General features: G+C 71.2%; 14 protein-coding genes. 5 read left to right on the forward strand and 9 right to left on the reverse strand.

All coding sequences use genetic code 11. The features are described 5' to 3' along the window. Positions 1-115 precede the first annotated feature (115 nt). The gene (locus LY13_RS03515) at positions 116-2,029 is read left to right on the forward strand and encodes a serine/threonine-protein kinase (protein ID WP_253826660.1); all 1,914 of its coding nucleotides are present in this window, start codon (positions 116-118) and stop codon (positions 2,027-2,029) included. Between the two features lie 25 nt (positions 2,030-2,054). Here the strand turns inward: LY13_RS03515 and LY13_RS03520 are convergent, their stop codons facing one another. Further along, on the reverse strand, positions 2,055-3,032 hold the full coding sequence (locus LY13_RS03520) for an NAD-dependent epimerase/dehydratase family protein (RefSeq protein ID WP_253826661.1): 978 nt from the start codon (positions 3,030-3,032) through the stop codon (positions 2,055-2,057). Between the two features lie 335 nt (positions 3,033-3,367). On the opposite strand from LY13_RS03520, the gene groL reads away from it, so the two are divergent. Continuing rightward, positions 3,368-5,002: a chaperonin GroEL gene (gene groL, locus LY13_RS03525; protein ID WP_253826662.1), complete on the forward strand. Its 1,635-nt coding sequence runs from the start codon at positions 3,368-3,370 to the stop codon at positions 5,000-5,002. Positions 5,003-5,363: 361 nt separating this feature from the next. After that, the gene (locus LY13_RS03530) at positions 5,364-7,742 is read left to right on the forward strand and encodes a xanthine dehydrogenase family protein molybdopterin-binding subunit (protein WP_253826663.1); all 2,379 of its coding nucleotides are present in this window, start codon (positions 5,364-5,366) and stop codon (positions 7,740-7,742) included. Positions 7,743-7,917: 175 nt separating this feature from the next. On the opposite strand, the gene LY13_RS03535 is transcribed toward LY13_RS03530, so the two are convergent. Then, the gene (locus LY13_RS03535) at positions 7,918-8,871 is read right to left on the reverse strand and encodes an o-succinylbenzoate synthase (protein WP_253826797.1); all 954 of its coding nucleotides are present in this window, start codon (positions 8,869-8,871) and stop codon (positions 7,918-7,920) included. An 88-nt stretch (positions 8,872-8,959) separates the two neighbouring features. On the opposite strand from LY13_RS03535, the gene LY13_RS03540 reads away from it, so the two are divergent. Further along, entirely contained in the window at positions 8,960-9,538 is a 579-nt protein-coding gene (locus LY13_RS03540) for a type 1 glutamine amidotransferase domain-containing protein (RefSeq protein WP_253826664.1), read from the forward strand. A 200-nt stretch (positions 9,539-9,738) separates the two neighbouring features. Here LY13_RS03540 and LY13_RS03545 read toward each other — a convergent pair whose 3' ends face one another. The 3 genes from LY13_RS03545 to LY13_RS03555 form a co-directional block, all read right to left on the reverse strand. Then, positions 9,739-10,707, reverse strand: coding sequence for a DUF72 domain-containing protein (locus tag LY13_RS03545; protein ID WP_253826665.1), 969 nt, complete (start codon positions 10,705-10,707; stop codon positions 9,739-9,741). Positions 10,708-10,731: 24 nt separating this feature from the next. Further along, a complete protein-coding gene (locus LY13_RS03550) occupies positions 10,732-11,535 on the reverse strand; it encodes a DUF4253 domain-containing protein (protein WP_253826666.1) in 804 nt (267 codons plus the stop codon). A 129-nt stretch (positions 11,536-11,664) separates the two neighbouring features. Continuing rightward, entirely contained in the window at positions 11,665-13,311 is a 1,647-nt protein-coding gene (locus tag LY13_RS03555) for a DNA repair helicase XPB (RefSeq protein ID WP_253826667.1), read from the reverse strand. 188 nt (positions 13,312-13,499) lie between these two features. Here LY13_RS03555 and LY13_RS03560 point away from each other — a divergent pair, with 188 nt between their 5' ends. After that, positions 13,500-17,195: a sensor histidine kinase gene (locus tag LY13_RS03560; protein WP_253826668.1), complete on the forward strand. Its 3,696-nt coding sequence runs from the start codon at positions 13,500-13,502 to the stop codon at positions 17,193-17,195. 38 nt (positions 17,196-17,233) lie between these two features. Here the strand turns inward: LY13_RS03560 and LY13_RS03565 are convergent, their stop codons facing one another. From LY13_RS03565 to LY13_RS03580, 4 genes are read right to left on the reverse strand one after another with little or no spacing between them, the layout of a single operon-like run. After that, positions 17,234-18,217: an ABC transporter ATP-binding protein gene (locus LY13_RS03565; protein ID WP_253826669.1), complete on the reverse strand. Its 984-nt coding sequence runs from the start codon at positions 18,215-18,217 to the stop codon at positions 17,234-17,236. A gap of 58 nt (positions 18,218-18,275) precedes the next feature. Next, positions 18,276-19,094 carry an ABC transporter permease gene (locus tag LY13_RS03570; protein ID WP_253826670.1) on the reverse strand — a complete coding sequence of 273 codons (819 nt, stop codon included), beginning with the start codon at positions 19,092-19,094 and terminating at the stop codon, positions 18,276-18,278. Next, positions 19,091-19,861: an ABC transporter permease gene (locus tag LY13_RS03575; RefSeq protein WP_253826671.1), complete on the reverse strand. Its 771-nt coding sequence runs from the start codon at positions 19,859-19,861 to the stop codon at positions 19,091-19,093. The genes LY13_RS03570 and LY13_RS03575 overlap by 4 nt, the downstream gene beginning before the upstream one ends. Positions 19,862-19,866: 5 nt before the next feature. Further along, positions 19,867-20,895: an ABC transporter substrate-binding protein gene (locus LY13_RS03580; protein ID WP_253826672.1), complete on the reverse strand. Its 1,029-nt coding sequence runs from the start codon at positions 20,893-20,895 to the stop codon at positions 19,867-19,869. Positions 20,896-21,222: the final 327 nt, after the last annotated feature.

Consider the following 21,222-nt stretch of genomic DNA (forward strand, 5'->3'; position numbering starts at 1 on the left):
CGCATCGCGCTGCGGTCCGTTCCCGGTTCGCCGGTTCCCGACAGTGGGAGGACGGTGGCCGGGGCTTTCCGACGCTTCGCGTCCGACCAGCGGTCCGACCGCTAGGCTGCGCGCTGTGTCAGGCGATGTGTCGGGGGACCTCACCGGTCGGCAGCTGGGCAACTACCGCATCGACGGTGTGCTCGGCCGCGGCGGCATGAGCGTGCTCTACGAGGCCACGGACGTGCGCCTCGGTCGCCGCGTCGCGTTGAAGATCATCGGCGAACACACGGGCGCGGACCCCGAGTTCCGTGACCGGTTCGTGGACGAGGCCCGCAACACCTCGGCCGTCGACCACGCCAACATCGTGCCGCTGTACGACTTCGGCGAACTCGACGGGCTGCTCTACATCGCCATGCGCTACGTCGACGGCGCGGACCTGGCCGGTCTCGGCGGCGACGGACCCATGGACCCGGCGCGCGCCGTCGGCCTGCTCGACCAGGTCGCCGACGCCCTCGACACGCTTCACCGCGACGGCCTCGTGCACCTCGACGTCAAACCCGCCAACGTGCTCGTCACGAGTAGACAGCGGGCGCGCGACCGGCTCGAACACGTCTACCTCGCCGATTTCGGCCTCACCGAACGCGGCGCCGCCGAGCGAACGTCCCGCGGCGGTGACTTCCTCGGCTCGCCCACCTACGCGGCGCCGGAACACCTCCGCGGCGAACAGCTCGACGGCCGCACCGACCAGTACGCGCTCGCCTGCATGCTCTACTCCTGCCTGGCGGGCAGGCCGCCGTTCACCGGCGACGTGCAGACCGTCATCGCGGGCCACCTCAACCGCGAACCGCCGGCACTGTCCCGTGCCGTGCCGAGCCTCGGCGACCGCATCGACGCCGTCGTGCGCAGGGGCATGGCGAAGCGGCCCGGCGAGCGCTACACCTGCTGCGTAGAGCTGATCGCCGCCGCACGTGAGGCACTGGCGGGCGAACCGCAGGACGCGGGTGCCGGGGCAGGCGGAGCCGTGGCAGGCGGGGCCGCGGCGGGTGTCGTGCACGGCCTCGCCACAGGCAACGGCCGGGCGCCCGGGACTCCGATCACCGAACGGGTCACCGCCGGACAGGCGGCGACCCCGCCGTCCGGAATCGACCACGGGGCGATCCGGGAGCAGGGCGCACTCGGGGAGCAGGGTGGTCTCCGAGGCGGCGGCCCCGGAGAGGGTGCTTCCGCAGGATCTGCCTTCGGAAACGGCGTGTCCGGAAGCGGCGCCTCCGGAAGTGGCGGCCCGGGGGACGGAGCGTCCCGGCACTCGGCTGCGTCCCAGGACGCATCGCCGGGCGGTACGGCGATGCGGCAGAACACGGCTTCGCGACAGGAAGAGGGAGGCCTGGTGCATCCTCAGCAGCCGGGACAACCCGGTCCGTACGGACCGCAGGGCGGACAGCCGGGGCCCGGAGGGGCCGGACAAGGCCACGGAGGCCCGGGCCACGGAGGTCCGTACGGACCGGGCGGCCCGGGACAACCCGGCCCGTACGGACCCGGCGGACCCGGCGGACCCGGCGGACCCGGACAGCCGCCCTACGGAACTCCGCCGCCGGGCAATCCCGCGCAGAACCCGCCTCCCGGACTGGGCAGGCCGCCGCAGGGCGGTCAGCCCGGGTTCGGCACTCCGCCGCCCGGGATGCCCGCTGGTGGTCCGCCGCCCGGTGGGTTTCCGCCGGGCGGTCCCCCCGGTCCGGGTGGCCCCGGCGGCCCCGGCGGCCCCGGCGGCCCCGGAGGGCAGGGCGGCGGCCGGAGCGGCGGCGGCAAGTGGTGGCTGTGGGCGGGACTCGCCGTCGTTCTGATCGCGGGTGCCGTGGTGGCGATCGTCCTGCTGACAGGTGGGGACGAGGAGAGCGAGGGCGGTGGCGGCTCCGGCGGCGACCCGGGCACGTCGAGCTCCGTGCCGGAGATCCCGGTCGGTCCCGGTGGTTCGCAGACCGCGCCGACCGGCGAGTCCTCGCCGGGGCAGGCTCCGCCGAAGTCGATCCCGGTGGAGCCCGAGAACTGAGCCCGACAACTGAGCCCTCGGCGGTTCAGGTCGTGTACACGCCCGTCGGTTCCGAGTGGTAGCCCTTGGCGCCGACGGCGCGTGCCATCGGGCTGCGTGCCGTGCCGGTGCTCTCGGCCAGTTCGACGGCGGCGCGGATGTCGTAGCGGGGCCGCCAGCCGAGCGTCGTGAGTGCGCGTTCGTTCGAGTAGACGCGGTCGAGTGCGGGCAGCATGCGCCAGCCCCACTCCTCGTACCGTGCGGCAAGGTCCGGCAGCACGCGGGCGAACACGGCCGGGGCGTCGGTGGCGAGTTCGGCGGCGTCGGCCCGTGTGAACGGTGTCGTGGCGCTGATGACGAACCGGTCGAAGCCCAGCTCCGGTGCGCGGTGGGCGGCGAGCAGGTGAGCGTCGACGACGTCCTCGAGGTCGACGCGGCGGTAGGCGTACTCGTTGACCTTGAGATTCGTGTCGTCGAAAGCGTGGCGCACGTCGTCGCGGTCGTCTCCCTCGGGGAAGAACCGCGACGTGCGCAGTACGACCACGGGCAGGTCCAGGTCGCGGGCGAGTAGTTCGCACAGGTCTTCGGCGGCGATCTTCGTGGCGCCGTAGACGTTGCGCACCACGGGGCGGACGTCCTCGGTGATCCACGCAGCGGGTTGGCCCGGTGCGGGGGTGAGTGCGCGACCGAACGCGCTCGTACTGCTGGTGAACACCACGCTGCGGACATCGGCCGCGGCGGCCTCCTCGAGGACCGTCAGCGTTCCGGTGACGTTGACGTCCACGAAGTCCTGGCGCGTGTGCGACCCGACGTGCGGCTTGTGGAGGGTCGCGGTGTGCAGGACGCGGGTGACGCCGTCGAGAGCGCTGCGCACGACGCCGCGGTCGGTGATCGAGCCGGTGACGGTCGTGAACGGCGAGTCGAGGATGTCGAGGCCGACGACGTCGTCGCCGCGTTCGCGCAGCGTGCGCACGAGTGCTTCACCGAGGTGGCCGGCGCTTCCGGTGACCAGGTATCGCTCCATGGGCGAGATCGAAGCGTTTCTGGTACGCCCGTGTCAATCTGTTTCGGCCTCGGAGGCTGTCGCGCGCCGGCGCGTGGCTGCGTTCGATGCCACCGAAGTGCCCTTGGGGCATGGTCGCACGGCCGTGTCGGGGGACCCCTTTCTTGCACTCTCACCCGGAGAGTGCTAAACACGAGATTGGCACTCGGCACCGTCGAGTGCTAGGTAGCCGGTCGCCGACCGGCACCTGAAGGTCGGGACGGTGAGGCCACGTCCGGGAGATCCCGGGCTGGTCGTCCGTCGCGGGCACCGAGCCTGGCCTGTGACGTGTCCGATTACCGGAGGACCACACCCCAATGGCCAAACTGATTGCGTTCGACGAGGACGCCCGCCGCGGACTCGAGCGCGGCCTCAACACCCTCGCCGAGGCCGTCAAGGTGACTCTCGGCCCGCGTGGCCGCAACGTCGTGCTCGAAAAGAAGTGGGGCGCGCCGACGATCACCAACGACGGTGTCTCGATCGCGAAGGAGATCGAGCTCGAGGACCCGTGGGAGAAGATCGGGGCCGAACTCGTCAAGGAAGTTGCCAAGAAGACCGACGACGTCGCGGGTGACGGCACCACGACCGCCACCGTGCTCGCCCAGTCCCTCGTCAAGGAGGGCCTGCGCAACGTCGCCGCCGGCGCCGACCCGATCGCCCTCAAGAAGGGCATCGAGCAGGCCGTCGAGGCCGTCACCGAGCAGCTGCACAAGGCCGCTCAGGAGGTCGAGACCAAGGAGCAGATCGCTGCCACGGCCTCGATCTCGGCCGCCGACCGCACGATCGGCGACCTGATCGCCGAGGCGCTCGACAAGGTCGGCAAGGAAGGCGTCGTCACCGTCGAGGAGTCCAACACCTTCGGCCTCGAGCTCGAGCTCACCGAGGGCATGCGCTTCGACAAGGGCTACGTCTCGGGCTACATGGTCACCGACGCCGAGCGTCAGGAGGCCGTGCTCGAGGACCCGTACATCCTGCTGTTCGGATCGAAGATCTCGAACATCAAGGACATGGTCCAGCTGCTCGAGAAGGTCATGCAGACCAACAAGCCGCTGCTGATCATCGCCGAGGACGTCGAGGGCGAGGCCCTGGCCACGCTCGTCGTCAACAAGATCCGCGGCACCTTCAAGTCCGTCGCCGTCAAGGCCCCGGGCTTCGGTGACCGCCGCAAGGCGATGCTGCAGGACATGGCCGTCCTCACCGGCGGTCAGGTCATCAGCGAGGACGTCGGCCTCACGCTCGAGAACGCCGACATCTCCCTGCTGGGCCAGGCCCGCAAGGTCGTCGTCACGAAGGACGAGACCACGATCGTCGACGGCGTCGGCGACGCGGAGCAGATCCAGGGCCGGGTCAACCAGATCCGCGCCGAGATCGAGAACAGCGACTCCGACTACGACCGCGAGAAGCTGCAGGAGCGCCTGGCGAAGCTGGCCGGCGGCGTTGCCGTCATCAAGGCCGGTGCCGCCACGGAGGTCGAACTCAAGGAGCGCAAGCACCGCATCGAGGACGCGGTGCGTAACGCCAAGGCCGCCGTCGAGGAGGGCATCGTCGCCGGTGGTGGCGTCGCGCTGCTGCAGGCGTCCAAGGCTGCGTTCGACGGCCTCCAGCTCTCGGGCGACGAGGCGACCGGTGCGAACATCGTGAAGGTCGCCGTCGAGGGCCCGCTCAAGCAGATCGCCGTCAACAGCGGTCTCGAGGGCGGCGTCGTGGTGGAGAAGGTCAAGAGCCTGCCGCAGGGCCAGGGCCTCAACGCCGCCACGGGCGAGTACGAGGACCTGATCGGCGCCGGCGTTCTCGACCCGGCGAAGGTCACGCGTTCCGCGCTGCAGAACGCCGCTTCGATCGCCGGCCTGTTCCTGACCACGGAGGCCGTGGTCGCGGACAAGCCGGAGAAGAACGGTGGCGCCGCTGCCGACCCCACGGGCGGCATGGGCGGCATGGAAGGCATGATGTGATTCAGGCCTGACGCATGCGGCGAGCCCCGGGAGCACCCAGTGCCCCGGGGCTCGCTGTATGTCCACCCCCGCTGCGCGTGTTGCGCTTTCAGGAGCCCGTGTTGCGCCCTCGCGGGCCCGTGTTGCGCCTTCAGGGAGCCGTGTTGTGCTTTCTTGGGGCCGTGTTGCGCCTTGAGGGGGCGGTGTTGTGCTTTCAGGGAGCCGTGTTGTGCTTTCGTGGGCGCGGACACTTCCCCGTGCGGCGGTGTCGGTCGGCCCGGCCCGATCGGGACGTGTGCTGCTTCCGCTGTTCGGGGGACGGGCGCGCTGCCGGAGCATGATCCCTAGGCATGATCAACGACACGGGGTTAGTGTCGGTCACATGCCTGGATCTGTGCTCGGAACCGAGGTGCGGCGGGTCGAGGACCCCGAACTGCTGCGCGGAGAAGCCACCTACGTCGACAATCTGCCGATCCCGGGCGCCGCGCACCTCGCATTCGTGCGCTCGCCGTTCGCTCACGCCGAGATCACGGGCATCGATACGAGCGAAGCCGAGCAGGCCGACGGGGTACTGGCGGTCTACACGGCCGCGGACCTGGAGCTGGCGCCGGTGCGCCAGTTCATGGTCGTCAACCGCGACTGCGTGCGCATGCCGTTGGCGAGCGAGCGGGTTCGGTTCGTCGGTGACGCCGTCGCCGTCGTCGTGGCGGAGACCCCCGCGGCGGCCGCCGATGCCGTGGAACTGGTCGACGTGGACTACGAGCCACTGCCCGTCGTGGCCGATCCGGAGGAGGCGCTCTCCGACGATGCGCCGCTGCAGTTCCCGGACCTGGGGTCGAACATCGCGGCGGGCGAACGGGACGAGGTCGGCGCGGGGGTCCTCGCGGACGCCGACGTCGTGGCGCGCGCGAGGATCGAGAACCAGCGCGTGGCGGTTGTGCCGATGGAGGGCAACGCGATCGCCGTCGAACCGGGCGGCGGGTATCTCGGCGGCGACTACGACATGACGATCCACGTGTCGACCCAGATGCCGCACGTGCCGTGGAAGCTCGCGGCCAAGCAGCTCGGTGTCGCCCCCGAACGCGTGCACCTGGTCACTCCCCACGTCGGCGGCGCATTCGGCGGCAAGATCGGCATGACCGCCGAACACCAGGTGGTCATCGCCGCGGTACAGCGCCTCGGCAGGCCGATCAAGTGGGTGGAGACGCGCTCGGAGAATCTGCAGGCGATGCCGCAGGGGCGCGCCCAGGTGCAGTACGCCGAGCTGGGCCTGACGTCCGACGGCACGATCACGGGGCTGCACTGCAACGTCGTCGGCGACTGCGGCGCCTACGCCGGTTTCGGCGGCGGGTTCGCGCTCGGCCCCACGCGCCTGATGTCGCAGGGCGTGTACCGCATCCCGAAGATCAGCTTCGGTTCGATCGCGGCGCTGACCAACACGACGCCGACCGGTGCGTTCCGCGGCGCGGGCAGGCCCGAGGCGGCGGCCATGCTGGAGCGGATCATCGACGTGGGCGCCGCCGAACTGGGGATGGACCCGGTCGAGCTGCGGCGCAAGAACTTCCTGCAGCCCGACCAGTTCCCGTACGACACGCTCGTCGGCGCCACGTACGACTCGGGCGACTACGACTTGCCGCTGCGCGAGGCGCTGCGGGTCGCCGATTACGACGAGCTGCGCAAGGAGCAGCAGCGACGTATCGACGCGGGCGAGACGACACTGCTCGGCATCGGAGTGAGTACGTACGTCGAGATCACCGGCGGGGGCACCAGCGAGTTCGCCGCGGTGGAGATGGGCGACGACGGGCGCGCGACGATCAAGGTCGGCACCTCGGGGCACGGCCAGGGCCACCCGACGTCCTTCTCGATGCTCGCCTCGGACGCGCTGGGTATCCCGTTGGAGCGGATCGACTTCGTCCAGTCGGACACGGCGCAGGTCCCGCGTGGCGGTGGCACCGGCGGTTCGCGGTCGTTGCAGATCGGTGGCAGCGCGGTGCGGGAGGCCAGCGAACTACTCGTCGCGAAGGCCAAGGAGCTGGCGGCGACGAAGCTCGAAGCGGCCGTCGACGACATCGAGGTCACCGGCGACGGCGGCCTGGGGGTGCTGGGCGTGCCGAGCGCGACCGTCAGCTGGGCCGAGCTGGCGACCTACGCGGCCGAGAACGGCACCGCCCTCGCCGCCGACACCGATTTCACGCCGGGCGGTGCGTCCTTCCCCTTCGGCGCGCACGTGTCCGTGGTCGATGTCGACACGGAGACCGGAAAGGTGACGCCGACGCGGCACATCGCCGTCGACGACTGCGGGCGGGTGCTCAACCCGTTGCTCGTGCGCGGGCAGCAGCACGGCGGCGCGGTGCAGGGCATCTCGCAGGCGCTGTGGGAGCACTACACCTACGACGAGGACGGAAACCCGTCCACCGGCACACTCGCCGACTACCTCGTGCCGTCGGCCGTGGAGGTGCCGATGCTCGAGGTGTCGAACACCGAGACCGATTCGCCGCTCAACCCGCTGGGCGCCAAGGGCATCGGCGAATCGGCGACGATCGGCTCCACCCCCGCCGTACAGAACGCCGTGGTCGACGCCGTCAAGCACCTGGGCGTACGGCACATCGACATGCCACTCACGCCGCAGCGGGTGTGGCAGGCGATCCGCGCGGCGCAGAACGGCGCGCCCGCCGACCCGTGGCGGGACCCGCCCGAGGCGTTCGCGACGCTGCCGGTCCGGGAAGGCTCCGATCCGCACGCCGACGAGGCGGCCGTCTGACGACTACGCCTGCGCAGCGGGTCGTTGGTTGCGCAGCGGGTAATTGGTTGCGCAGCGTCGTGGTGCCGTAGTCAGGGCGGCGCAGTTCGGGTGCAGCGTTCCCTGGTGCCGCGTTTCCTGGTGCAGGGTGCCTTGGTGCCGCGTTTCCCGGCGCAGCGTTCCTAGCGCCGCCGGGTCAGCCGATCGCGTCGACCCGGCGGAGGCGGTCGTGCCACCGATGCGTGGTGTCCTCGTCGGCCGAGTGGGCGGCCAGCAGGTCCGGCTCCGGGGCGGTGCGTGGCACCGGAAGCCGACCGGCCACGGGTGACAGCGGCGCACTCGTCACGTCGGCGGTGAGCAGGCTCGCGGTGCCGAGTCCGCAGGCGAAGTCGAGCTCGGGCAACGCGCCGGCGAGTGCGAGCCCCGCGGCGAGGCCGACGCTGCTGTCGACCGCGGACGAGACCACGCACGGCAGGCCGCACGCCTCGGCCACGTCGAGTGCCCGGCGCACACCTCCCAGCGGGGCGACCTTCACCACCGCCACGTCGGCGGCACCGGCCACAGCCACGCGCAGGGGGTCCTCGGCACGGCGGATCGACTCGTCCGCCGCGATCCGCACGCCGACCCTGCGCCGCACCTCGGCCAGTTCGGGTACGGAGGGACACGGCTGTTCGGCATACTCCAGTCCGCCCGCCGCCCGGTCCAACTCGCCGAGTGCGCGGACCGCGGTGTCGACGTCCCACGCCGCGTTCGCGTCCACGCGGACCGCACCGCGAGGCCCGAGCGCGGCGCGGACCGCTTCGAGCCGGGCGCAGTCGTCGGCGAGCGTCGACCGGGGGTCGGCGACTTTCACCTTCGCCGTGCGACAGCCCGACGCCGAGACCAGCTCGTGAGCGTGCTCCGGTGCCACCACCGGCACCGTCGTGTTGACTTCGATCGAGTCCCGGACCGGCTCGGGCCAGCCGTCCCGGCTCGCTTCGACCGCCGCCGCGAGCCACGGCACGGATTCGACGTCGTCGTAGTCCTGGAAGGGGCTGAACTCGCCCCACCCAGCAGGGCCGTGCAGCAGTACGCCTTCGCGCACTGTGATTCCCCGGAACCGGTTCCGCAGGGGAAGCGCGAACACACCGGACGCGTCGATCCCGTTCATCTTGTCGCTCACCCGGGCCATTGTCCGACGGAGTTTCGCGGGACGGCCGGGTCGGGTATGCGCGGACCGAACCGACACGAGAGGAGTGGTGACCGTGACAGGCAGGCTCAGTGGCCGTCGAGTGGCCTTCCTGGTGGCGCCCGAGGGCGCCGAACAGGTCGAGCTGACCAGGCCGTGGAAGGCGGTGCAGGACGCCGAGGGTCTGCCCGAGCTGATCTCGTTCGAGTACGGCGACGTGCAGGCCTTCAACCATCTCGACAAGGCCGATGTGTTCCGCGCCGACAAACCGGTCTCGGAGGCCTCGGTGGACGACTACGTCGGCCTCGTGCTGCCGGGCGGCGTGGCCAATCCCGACCTGCTTCGCACCGACCCGGCCTCGGTGCGGTTCGTGGGATCGTTCTTCGACGCGGACAAACCCGTCGCGGCGATCTGCCACGCGCCGTGGACGCTCATCGAGGCGGGAGTGATCCGGGGCAGGCGGCTGACGTCGTACCCGAGCCTGCAGACGGACCTGCGCAACGCAGGCGCCGAATGGGTCGACGACGAGGTCGTGGTCGACGGGCGGCTGGTGACGAGCCGCAACCCGGACGATCTCCCCGCGTTCTGCGAGAAGATGGTCGAGCAGTTGGCCCAGCAGGCCGACCAGGGGCACGCCGCACCGGCGTGACCCCGCGGCGCCCGGGGCCGCGCCGCGTAGGTCGTGGGCGTCCGCGGCGTGACCCCGAGCGCCCGGCGCGTCCGGAGTGTTGGGCGCGTCCGGAGGAGCGTTCGGTGCGTCCGCGGAGCCGGGGCTCCGGCCCCGCAGGTGCTCTCCCGGGAGCGGCGTGCCACGAGGTCGGGTCCCGCAGTTCGGCTCCCGGTATCCGGCTAGGAGGAGTCGCCCTCGGCGGATGAGCCGCTGCCCTCGACGCCCGGCGGCGAGATGTCGATGCCCGTCCTGCGGGCCAGGCGCACCGCGTCGTCGGGTGCCTTCACCTTCGCGTCGTTGTCGCAGTAGACGAACACGTCGCGGGCCCGCCTCGGTGCGGCGCTCGCGACGGTGCGGTCCGAACGCGGCGACTTCCCCGCTCGCCACGCCCGCACCTTCTCGGCCCACCCGTCCAGTTCCCCGTCGGGGTAGCCGCCTGCGTACAGCTCCTGCCAGCCGTGCAGTCGCACGTAGACGAAGTCCGCCGTGACGTCCTCCAACTGCGGCCATTCGTCCGCGGCGTCGGAGGCGACGAGGCCGATCCTGTGCTCGCGCAGCAGCTCCACGGCCTCGGGGGTCGCGAAGCTCGGGTGCCGCACTTCGAGGGCGTGGCGCAGCGGGCGATCCGTCTCCACGTCGGTGCGGGGCTGGAACCGCACCGTGTTGTGGTCGCGTGCCAGCCGTGCCGCCGCGCCCGTGCTCCGGGGGAGGTGTCGGAAGAAGTTCGCCAGCAGCTCGGGGTCGAACCGCAGGGTCGGTGGCAGCTGCCACAGCACGGGGCCCAGTTTGTGTTCGAGGGCCGTCACCCCCGAGGCGAAGAAGTTGGCGAGCGGTTCGGTGACCTCGCGGAGTCGTTTCATGTGCGTGATGAAGCGGCCGCCTTTCACCGCGAACACGAAGTCGTCGGGCACCTGCTCGAACCAGGCGCGGTACCGCTCGGGCCGCTGGAGCGAGTAGAACGAGCCGTTGATCTCGACGCTCCCCATGCGGTGCGCCAGGTACTCGAGTTCGCGGCGCTGGGGCAGGCCGCGCGGGTAGAACGTGCCCCGCCAGGGTGGATAGACCCAGCCCGACGTGCCGATCCGTACGGTCCGCGCGTGTCCTCGCGCCGGGGACCGTCCCGTACTGCCGTGAGCGGCGGTACCCATGTCCCCACGCTGCCACCGTTGCCCTCACTCCCACCAGAACGTCCACAGCCGCTCGCCCACCAGGCCGCCCGCCACGTCGCGGAGTGTGTCCGGCTGGGCGGTGAACTGGTCGAGGCAGAAGGCGCGGTGCTCGGCCGCGAGCAGCTCCGCGCGGTGGCGGGTCTTCGGCGGCGCGGCGACCGACAGCGTCATCTCGTCGTAGCCGAGCCGGATCAGCGTCGCGCCGAACCGGTCCTCCCAGCTGCGCAGCACCGTCGACACCAGCTCGGCGCGGTCGGTGGTGCGGAGCATGCCCTGCCAGCCCAGCGCCGCGGGCACGTCGGCGGGCCGGGCGGCCTCGGTGATGCCGAGCCGGTGGCCACCGCCCGCGACCAGGCGGGAGCCGGTGTTGCCCGCCTCGGCCACGGGATCCGACTTGCGCGGGGACCGCCGGGCGAGACCGGGGAACTCGGCCCCGAACGGTTCCAGGCACGTGCCGTCGCAACAGGGCCCGCGCCACCAGGAGCGGAGCACGTCACCGGGATCGTCGTGGCCGACGGCGTCGTCGCTGGGGACGTCCCAGGGTCGGTCGTCGATCCAGTCCTGCCCCGCCGCCTCGAACCGCGGGTCGTGCGGGATCAGGATCGGCCAGCGGCCCGTGCGCGGAAACGCCGCTACGCAGGCCAGGTACAGCGCGGGATCGGTGATCGGATCGTCCGACACCCACAGCGCCTGGTGCATGCGCCCCGGCGGCAGGGCGAGGCGCGCGCTCCGGTCGTCGGCGCGGCCGCCGCCGTGAGGGCCGGTGCGGTGAGTGTCGGTGCCGTTCGTGGTCGTCGATGTGAACATGACCCGAACGCTAGTTCGACCCACCGACAGTTCCGGTCCATGAGTCGCCCCGGCTTACCCGACATCACTCGAACGGATGATCGAACGCCGGTCGTTGCGGCCGCTGTTCGCGCCGGGACGGCCGACGACCTACAGCGGGCGCAGCAGGTCGTCGGAGTCGATGATGCGGTAGGCGTAGCCCTGCTCGGCGAGGAACCGCTGGCGGTGCGCGGCGTAGTCGGTGTCGACCGTGTCGCGGGCGACGACCGAGTAGAAGTGGGCCTGCCTGCCGTCCTCCTTCGGGCGCAGCAACCTGCCGAGACGCTGGGCCTCCTCCTGCCGGGAACCGAACGTGCCCGACACCTGGATCGCCACCGACGCCTCCGGCAGGTCGATCGAGAAGTTCGCGACCTTCGACACCACCAGCTTGGTGATCTCGCCACGTCGGAACCGGTCGAACAGCGCCTCGCGCTCCTTGTTCTTCGTCGACCCCTGGATCACCGGTGCGTCGATGGCCTCGCCGAGCTCCTCGAGCTGGTCCAGGTAGGCGCCGATGACCAGCGTCGGCTGGTCCTCGTGCGCGTCGACGATGTTCTTGATGACCGCCGTCTTCGTGTGCGCCGTCGAGGCGAGCCGGTAGCGCTCCTCGGCGTCGGCGGTCGCGTACGCCAGCCGTTCGCCCTCGGTGAGCGTCACACGGACCTCGATGCAGTCCGCGGGCGCGATCCAGCCCTGCGCCTCGATGTCGCGCCACGGCACGTCGAAGCGCTTCGGCCCGATCAGCGAGAACACGTCGCCCTCACGGCCGTCCTCGCGCACCAGCGTCGCGGTGAGCCCGAGGCGGCGGCGGGACTGCAGATCGGCGGTCATCCGGAACACGGGCGCGGGCAGCAGGTGCACCTCGTCGTAGACGACCAGGCCCCAGTCGCGGGAGTCGAACAGTTCGAGGTGCTTGTACTCGCCCTTCGACTTACGGGTGATGACCTGGTAGGTCGCGATCGTGACCGGGCGGATCTCCTTCTTCTCGCCCGAGTACTCGCCGATCTCGTCCTCGGTCAGCGACGTCCGCGCGATCAGTTCGCGCTTCCACTGCCTGCCCGCGACCGTGTTGGTCACCAGGATCAGCGTCGTGGCCTGCGCCTGCGCCATCGCGGCCGCGCCGACCAGGGTCTTGCCCGCGCCGCACGGCAGTACGACCACGCCGGAGCCGCCCGCCCAGAACGAGTCGGCCGCCTGCCGCTGGTACTCGCGCAGCGACCAGTCGTCCTCCTCGAGCGACATCGGGTGCGCCTCGCCGTCGACGTAGCCCGCGAGGTCCTCGGCGGGCCAGCCCACCTTCAGCAGGGCCTGCTTGAGTCGGCCTCGTTCCGACGGGTGGACGGCCACCGTGTCGTCGTCGACCTGCACGCCGAGCATCGGCTTGATCTTCTTGCTGCGCTGCACCTCGGCGAGCACCGCGCGGTCCGTCGTGGTCATCACGAGGCCGTGTGCCGGGTGGTTGTGGATCTGCAGCCTGCCGAACCGGCCCATCGTGTCGACGATGTCGATCAGCAACGGCTGCGGCACGGGGAAACGGGAGTAGGTGGTGAGCGCGTCGACCACCTGCTCGGCGTCGTGTCCCGCGGCGCGTGCGTTCCACAGCGCCAGCGGGGTGATGCGGTAGGTGTGCACGTGTTCGGGGGCGCGTTCCAGTTCGGCGAACGGCGCGATCGCGATCCGCGCGTCACCCGCCTGCTCGTGGTCGATCTCGAGCAGCACGGTTTTGTCCGACTGGACGATCAGGGGGCCATCACTCACGCCTCCCTTTATACGTTCCTCGTCGGCGAGGTTGGGCCGTCCGGTGGGCAGGCGGCCCTCGTACTGGAACCTGACAGGGGGACGCAATACCATCGCCGGGCGTAACGTCGGCCACTGCCGGAGGGGCCGCGGTTCACCCGCTGTGGTTACGATCCGAGTGTCTTTCGCGTTGATATGAAGGAAGTCCGTTGCCCCGTCGCAGCCAGGCCCCCAGGGACGAAGCGGCGGACATTCAGCGGTCCGGTGGCCGCTGGCGGTTGCGCAACTGGCGGCTGAGGACTCGGCTGCTCGCCGCCCTTCTCGTGCCGATCCTGGCGATGCTGGGGTTCGCGGGGCTGCGCGTCGAGTCGAATCTCTCCGAGGCGGGCGACTTCGCGGCGGCGACCGAGCGCGTCCGGGTCGACGACACCGTCGCGAACCTGGTCCACGAGCTGCAGCGGGAACGCGACCTGACCGTGCGGTACGTCGCGGGCGGACGGCAGGGACGGCCCGTCGAGGTGCTCCGCCAGCGCGAACGGGTCGACACCGCGAGGGGCGACTTCGAGAAGACGCTCACCGCCGCCCGGCCGGAACTGCCGGACGCGGCGGTCGAGGACTTCCGGCAGTGGGAACGCGGACTCGAGGGACTCTCCGACGCGCGCTACGCCGGCCAGCACTCGCAGCAGTCGGCGGGGCAGGTGCTGGCTGCCTACAACGAGTTCGTCGCCGGGCTGCTCGACCTCGGCGGCCAGGCGTCGGTCGACACCGCGGACAGCGAACTGGCACGCACCTACCTGGCCACGGGCGCGGTCGCGCGGGTGAAGGACGCGTTGTCGATCCGCAGGGCGCTCGTGGCACAGGCCCTCGCCTCGGGAGCGGCGCCACCGGAACTGACGCGTGCTCTCGCGGGCGCGGACGTGCAGGTCACGGATGCCAGGAACAACTACGCCAAGTTCGCGACGCCGGCGCAGCAGCGGTTGCTCGACGACGAACTGGACCCGCGCGTCGAGGCCACGTCCGGGATCGTCACCGCGGTGCTGAACGGCGACCCGACGGCGGATCCGGCAGCATGGGACCGGCAGGCCACGCAGGCGGTCGACGCGGCGAAGCGCGCGGAGGACGCGCTGCGCGACGACGTGCGCGACCGGTCGGCGACCCTCGCCTCGGAAGCACGGTCGGACGCACTGATCGACGGTGCGGTGATCCTCGGCGTGCTGTTGCTCGCGGGCCTGCTCGCGGTCGCCATCACGCGGTCCCTGCTGCGTCCGCTGCGCACCCTGCGCACCAGCGCGCTCGACGTCGCCCACTACCGGTTGCCCGAGGCGGTCAAGGGCATTCTGGCCGATCCGGACCCACGACCGGAGGACACGCATCGCAGGTCCGTCGAACCCGTCCGCGTGTACAGCCGGGAGGAACTCGGCCAGGTCGCGCGGGCCTTCGACGCCGTCCACGGCCAGGCCGTGCGGCTGGCGGGCGAGCAGGCGATGCTGCGCGAGAACGTCAACTCGATGTTCGTGAACCTCTCCCGGCGCAGCCAGGATCTCGTCGAGCGGCAGCTCACGGTGCTGGACCGCATGGAGGAACACGAACAGGACCCCGACGTCCTCGGCGGTCTGTTCGAACTCGACCACCTCGCGACGCGCATGCGCCGCAACAGCGAGAACCTGCTCGTGCTGGCCGGGCAGGACGTCGGGAGGCCGTTGCCGGGTGCCGTCGCGGCCGAGGAGATCATCGGCGCGGCACTGTCGGAGGTCGAGCACTACCAGCGCATCAACGTCGCCGCGACGCCGCAGATCGGGGTCAGGGGAGAGATCGTCGGCGATCTGGTGCACGTGATCTCCGAGCTGTTCGAGAACGCCACCGACTACTCGCCGGACGACTCGCCCGTGTCGGTCGTCAGCGCGGTCACGCAGGACGGCGAGTGGCGGATCGACATCACCGACCGCGGTGCGGGGATGCCCGAGGCGGAGATCCAGCGGGCGAACGCGCGACTGGCCGAGGTGCCGGACGTCGACGTCGAGGTGTCGCGGCGCATGGGCCTGTACGTCGTGGCGCGACTGGCCCGGCAGCACGACATCCGGGTGTGGCTGTCGGCCGCGGACCTGATGGGCCTGACCGCGACCGTTCTCGTGCCCGCTGCGCTCGTGCGCCGGGCGGACGCCTCACCCCAGGAGTCTCCGGTCGCGCTCGAGGAGCCTGCGGAGGAGCAGGCGGAACAGCAGGGTCGGCCGTCGTCTGTGGTCTTCCGGCCGGAGCCGCAGCGCCGTCCCGCGACCGCCCTGCCGTCGGAACCCGAACCGTCCGAGCCGCTCGCGCCCGCGGACGAGCCCGCGGACGGCCCGGCGAGTGCGCCCGTGGTCCCGCGGGGCTCCGGACGGCCGCCCGCGCGCGAGTCCGTCGCCGAACTGTTCGCCGATCCGTATGCCGACGCGGACACGTTCGGCAAGCCGGTCGGCGTGCCCGATCCGGGGCCGCTCCCCGAACCGGAGGGCACGGAGCACTCCGACGTCACCGCGGAACCGGCCGTCACGGCGGAGCCGGCGGCGCTGCGGGAGCCGGACACCCGGGAGCCGGACACCCCGGAGGCGGACGAGCCCGCGCCCGTGCTGCCGCGGCGCAGGCCCGCCGTCTCGGAGGTCCTGGGAGACGACCACGCCGGCGCCACCGACGACACGGACCACGCGGAGGGTGCCGCCGCGCCCGCGGGGCAGGTCGTCGTCGACCAGCCCGGTGAAGCCGGGCCCGCACCCGACGAGGGAGAGGCGGGCGACTACGCGCAGGCACACGGCGACCTGGCGGGAGCCGACCACGTGGCCGGCTCGGAGGCGGATCAGCCCGCGGCGGACCGGACCTCGGTGCCGTGGCGCCCGGTACGGCGTCCCGGTGCGGCGCCCGCAGCCGACGAGTCGCTCACCGAGGAGATCCCCCGCGTCGGCGGCTCCGAGACCGGGCGTGCCGCGGCGTTCGGTACTCGCGAGGCCGACTGGGACGAGGGCAGCGGTGCCGCCTCGGCGGCGGCCCGGCCCCTTGCTCCGGAGTCGGACGCCGAGATCACCGACGGACTCACCGCACCCGTGCCCGCGGTCGGTTGGATCGAGGCGGAACCGGATGGCCGACCCGCCGACGTGGCCGACGACGCCCCGTACGACACGCCCGCGGCGAACGCCGCCGCACAGGACGCCGCCGCGCAGGATCGGGCCCGGCCCGCCGGTGACGGAGCGGTGGCGGGCCAGGCGGCGCGGCCGCATCGGGAACCGGAGCTCGAGCCCGCCGAACAGACCGACGTGTCGGCATTGGGGCCGGGGCCGACCTGGCCGATGCGCGACGGCGACGAAACCGCCCCGCCGTCCCCGCCGCGTTCCGAGTCCCCGGCAGGTGCCGCGGAGGCCTCCGATCACGAGTCCGGTGACGACGAGCCCACCGATCGCATGGCCGTGTACCGGCGCCTCATGACGCGATGGTTCGAGCCGGACGGGGATCCGCAGGACTGGCTCCTCGGCTCCGCGGACCAGGACGGTGCCGCGAACAGCGTCATCGCAGGCCAGGGCGGTGCGACTTCCCAGGATTCCGGTACGCACGGCTCCGGGACGAGCAGCTCCGGGACGAACGGCGCAGCGCGGGCGGTCGCCGGTCACGCCGCGCACGGCGGGTCCCGCGACGGACACGTGGACCACGACGGAGCAGACCACGACAGAGCAGGCCACGGCGGAGCCGATCGCAACGGTGCCGTGCCTGCGGGTGCGACGGCCGCCGGCGACGACGGTGACCGCAACGGTCGGGACGCCGACGGCGGGCAGCGGCGGCAGCCCGCGTTCATCGACAGGTCGCCGGAGGCGATTCGCGAACGGATGTCGGGACTGCAGCGCGCCACGGCCCGCGCCAGGCACGCCCGCACCAACCGCTGAGCGGGCGCACCCGGCCGGCGGCCCGGCAGGGCAGGAGTTCAGCTCCGCGCGGTGGCCGTCTCGTCGGAGGCCTCGGCCGTCCCGTCCGTCCCGGTGGGGCCGTCCGAATCCGCCTCGGTAGCCGCGTGCGGTCCCGTGTCCGCCCGGGCGCCCGCCGCGTCCCCGGCCTCGTCCGCCGTGGCCCCGGCGTCGGACGCCTCGCTCTCGGACTCGGACGCCGCATCCGTGGTGTCCGCCTCGCCGGTGCGCTGCACCTGCGGGCTCTGCAACAGGCGGGCCACCTCGCCGCGCAGGGAGACGAACTGCTCGGACTCGCGGGTGGTGATCTGGTCACGGTCGTCGGGCAGGTCGATGTCCAGGTCCGCCACGATCGCCGCGGGCGACTTCGACAGCACCAGCACGCGGTCGGCGAGGTAGACGCTCTCGTCGATGTCGTGCGTGACCAGCAGGATCGTGCTGCCGAGGTCGCGCTGCACCCGGCGGGTCAGATCCTCCAGCTCGCCGCGGGTCTGGGCGTCCACCGACGCGAACGGTTCGTCCATCAGCAGCAGCGCGGGCCTGCTGACCAGTGCCCGCGCGATGGACACGCGCTGCTGCATGCCGCCGGAGAGCTGCCACGGGTACTTCTTGCCGACGCCGGACAGGCCCACCGACTCGAGGACCTCCTCGGCGCGGCGCTTCCGGTCGGCCTTCGACACCTTCTGCCAGCGCAGCGGGAACTCGACGTTCTTCGCCACGGTCAGCCACGGGAACAGCGAACGGCTGTAGTCCTGGAACACCACGGCGAGGTCGTCGGGTACGCCCGACACCTCGTCGCCGTGCAGCCGGACCGAACCACCGGTCGCGGGGATGAGCCCCGAGATGCAGCGCAGCAGGGTCGACTTGCCGCAGCCGGACGGGCCGACGATGCACGCCAGCTGTCCGGACTCGACGGTGAACGTCAGGTCCCGCACGGCGACGTGCGCGCGCTCACCCCTGCCGTACTGGTGGGTGAGGCCGGAAACCTCGAGCATGGTCGACACGGTCAGCCTCCTACGGGCGCGTCACAGGTCGGTGTCACGGGACGGACGTCGTGGGCGTTCACGCGTCGTCCCCGCGGGTGGGCTGCCAGCCGAGCACGAGCCGCTCGACCGCCAGCAGGGCGCTGTTGAGTGCGTAGCCGATCGCGCCGAGCAGCAGCACCCAGAACCACATCTCGGTGTACTCGACGGTTTGCTGCGCCGTGGCGATGCGCAGGCCGATGCCGGTGCCTGCGACGATCTCGGCCACCACCATGAGCAGGATGGCGATCGACAGGCTCAGCCGCAGCCCGGCGAAGATCTTCGGCATCGCGGCGGGCAGCACGATCATGCCGAGCCAGTATCGCCGCGGGGTGCCGAGCGAGCGCGCGGTGTCGATCTTGACCTGGTCCACCGAGCGCACGCCGTCGACGGTGTTCAGCACGATCGGCCACAGCGTCGAGAACACGATCGCCGCGATCTCCATCCGCAGGCCGATGCCGAACATCACCATGAAGGCGGGCATCAGCGTCACGGGCGGGACCGAACGCAGGAACGAGATCAGCGTGCCGCAGTAGTCCATCGCCCAGCGGGACCGGCCGAGTGCGGTGCCGAGCGCGACGCCGAGTGCCGCGGAGAAGGCCCACGCGCCGAGGGCCGTCGCGAGGCTGGGCAGCACGATGCCGAACGCGGCGTCGCCCAGCATCAGCCGCCAGGCCGGGCCGGACAGCAGGATGTCGGCACCGGTGCCGAGGATCGCCGTCATCCGCGGGAAGTAGACGGTGTCGGCGCCGACGGCGATCAGTTCCCACAGCAGCAGTGCCAGGGCGAACACGAACCAGGTCACCGCGGCCGAGCCGAGGATGCGCCCGCGCTTGGCGGTGGCCGTCGGCGCGCTCATCGGGCCGCCCTTTCCTCGGTGTCGGCCCAGCGGAACAGCTTCCTGCCGCTGCCGACGAGCGCGGAGTTGATCGCCCAGCCTGCCAGGCCCGCGAGCACGGTGCCCGCCATGACCTGGTCGAGGTGGCCGTTGTTCATACCGCCTTCCAGGATGTACCGGCCGAGTCCGATCTCCGACGCCGCGATGTACTCGACGCTGATGACCGCGATCAGCGCGATGGACGCCGCCACGCGGACCCCGGTGAAGATGAACGGCGCTGCGTGGGGCAGAGCCACCCAGGTGAGTGACTGCCTTCGGTTGGCGCCCGAGGCGCGGGCCGAGTCGAGCAGGACGGGGTCGATCTCACCGAAGGCGTAGATCGTGTTGAACAGGATCGGCCACACCGCCGCGTACACGGCGAGCGTGATCTTGGCGTCGGGGCCGCTGCCGATGGTGACCATGACCAGCGGGACCAGGGCGACGGCGGGGATCGGGCGGAGGAACTCGATGAGTGCCCGGCTGGCCGACTGCAGCGCGGGCACACTGCCCAGGAGCAGCCCGGCGGGCACGCCGACGGCGATCGCGACGCCGAGCGAGATCAGCCAGGCCAGCAGGGTCGCGATGACGGCGAGCAGGAACTCCTGCTGCCCCAGCAGGGTCACGAAGGTCGTGGCGACCTCGCTGGCGGGAGGAACCCAGTAGTCCGGCAGCACACCGGCCTGCACGGCGATCTCCCAGAGGAGGAAGAACCCGAGCAGGCCGGTGAGACCTTTTGCGAATGTGCGCACGCCGGTTACTTGGCCGCGTCGTCCTCGCCGGTGTCCGGCGGGACGATCATGTCCTTGACGTCGATCTTCTCCTTGATGGCGCCGCGGTCGACCATGAGGTCCGGGACCCGCTGGATGCGCTCGGGGTCGAGGCTGCTCTCGAAGGTGAGCAGCGTCGTCATCGGCGCGATGTCCTCGGGCAGGCCGATGTCCTCGACGAGGATCGGGTCGATGACCTTGGTGCGGTCGGCGGTCTCGGCCTCGTTGCTGGCCTTGACCATGGCGCGCTGGAACGCGGCGACCGTCTTCGGGTTCTCCTTGGCGAAGTCGGCGGTGGTGCCGTAGCCGGCCATCGGCAGGTTCTTCAGCGGCCCGGTCATCGGGTCCCACCGTGACTCGGCGCCGAGCTGCTGCTGGTTCATGGCGATGAACGGGTCCGGGAAGAAGGCGGCGTCGATGCTCTTGCCGAGGCCCTTCGCCGTGGTGCTGAAGCCTGCGGGCTGCCAGTTGACCTTGTCGAGGTCGACGTCGTTGGCCTCGGCCCACGCCTTGGTGAGGATGTCGGCGAGGGTGTCGGGCGGGGTCACGCCGACCGTCTTGCCCTCGAGGTCCTTCGGCTCTTCGAGCGGCGAGTTCTTCGGGACCATGATCGCGTTGGACTTCGGCGCCGCGGACGAGGCGTCGGCGATCAGCTTGAGGTCCATGTCGCCTGCGGCCTGGTGCGAGAAGAAGCCGGTGTAGCCCGAGTAGATGACGTCGACCTCGCCCGAGTTGAGCTTGTTGAAGCCCTTGTCGGCGCTGTCGACCTTGATCGGGTTGACCTTGAGGCCCTCGTCGGCGAAGTAGCCCTCCTTGCGGGCGAGGTGGAACGCGGCGAGGTCGATCGTGCCCTGGATCGAGACGTTGATCTTCGACTTCTCGACCTGGGAGTTACCGCTGTCCTCTTCATCCGAACCGCCGAGCAGGCCGCAGCCACTGATGGAGGCGAACACGGCGAGGCCGGCGGTGAGCGCGGCGAGACGCCGACCGCTCCCGCGGCGTAGTGATGGACGCAAGGCAACTCCTCGTGGGACTAGATGATGGTGTGGGGTGATCGCGCGGTCCGGACCTGGGAGGATCGCTGGTCTGAACCGGGCGCACCGACGATGCGCGTCCACTGTATTAACCCGGCAAAGCGATCACAACGGGTACTCAACCCCTATGGTTGGGTGTTGGATATCACCCTCCCGGCACCGAGTTGGATTATGAAACACTACTGAACGTGTTCCCGACGCCCGGGTTAGAGGACAGAGAAGTGAACACTGAGTAACCGAATGGTGGGTTTCGTCCTCTTCTAACCTAAGAGGGTTACGTGCTAACAGGTCGTTCGCTACTCTCTGCCT

It is taken from the genome of Prauserella aidingensis (genome assembly GCF_024171865.1).
GTDB lineage: Bacteria > Actinomycetota > Actinomycetes > Mycobacteriales > Pseudonocardiaceae > Prauserella > Prauserella aidingensis.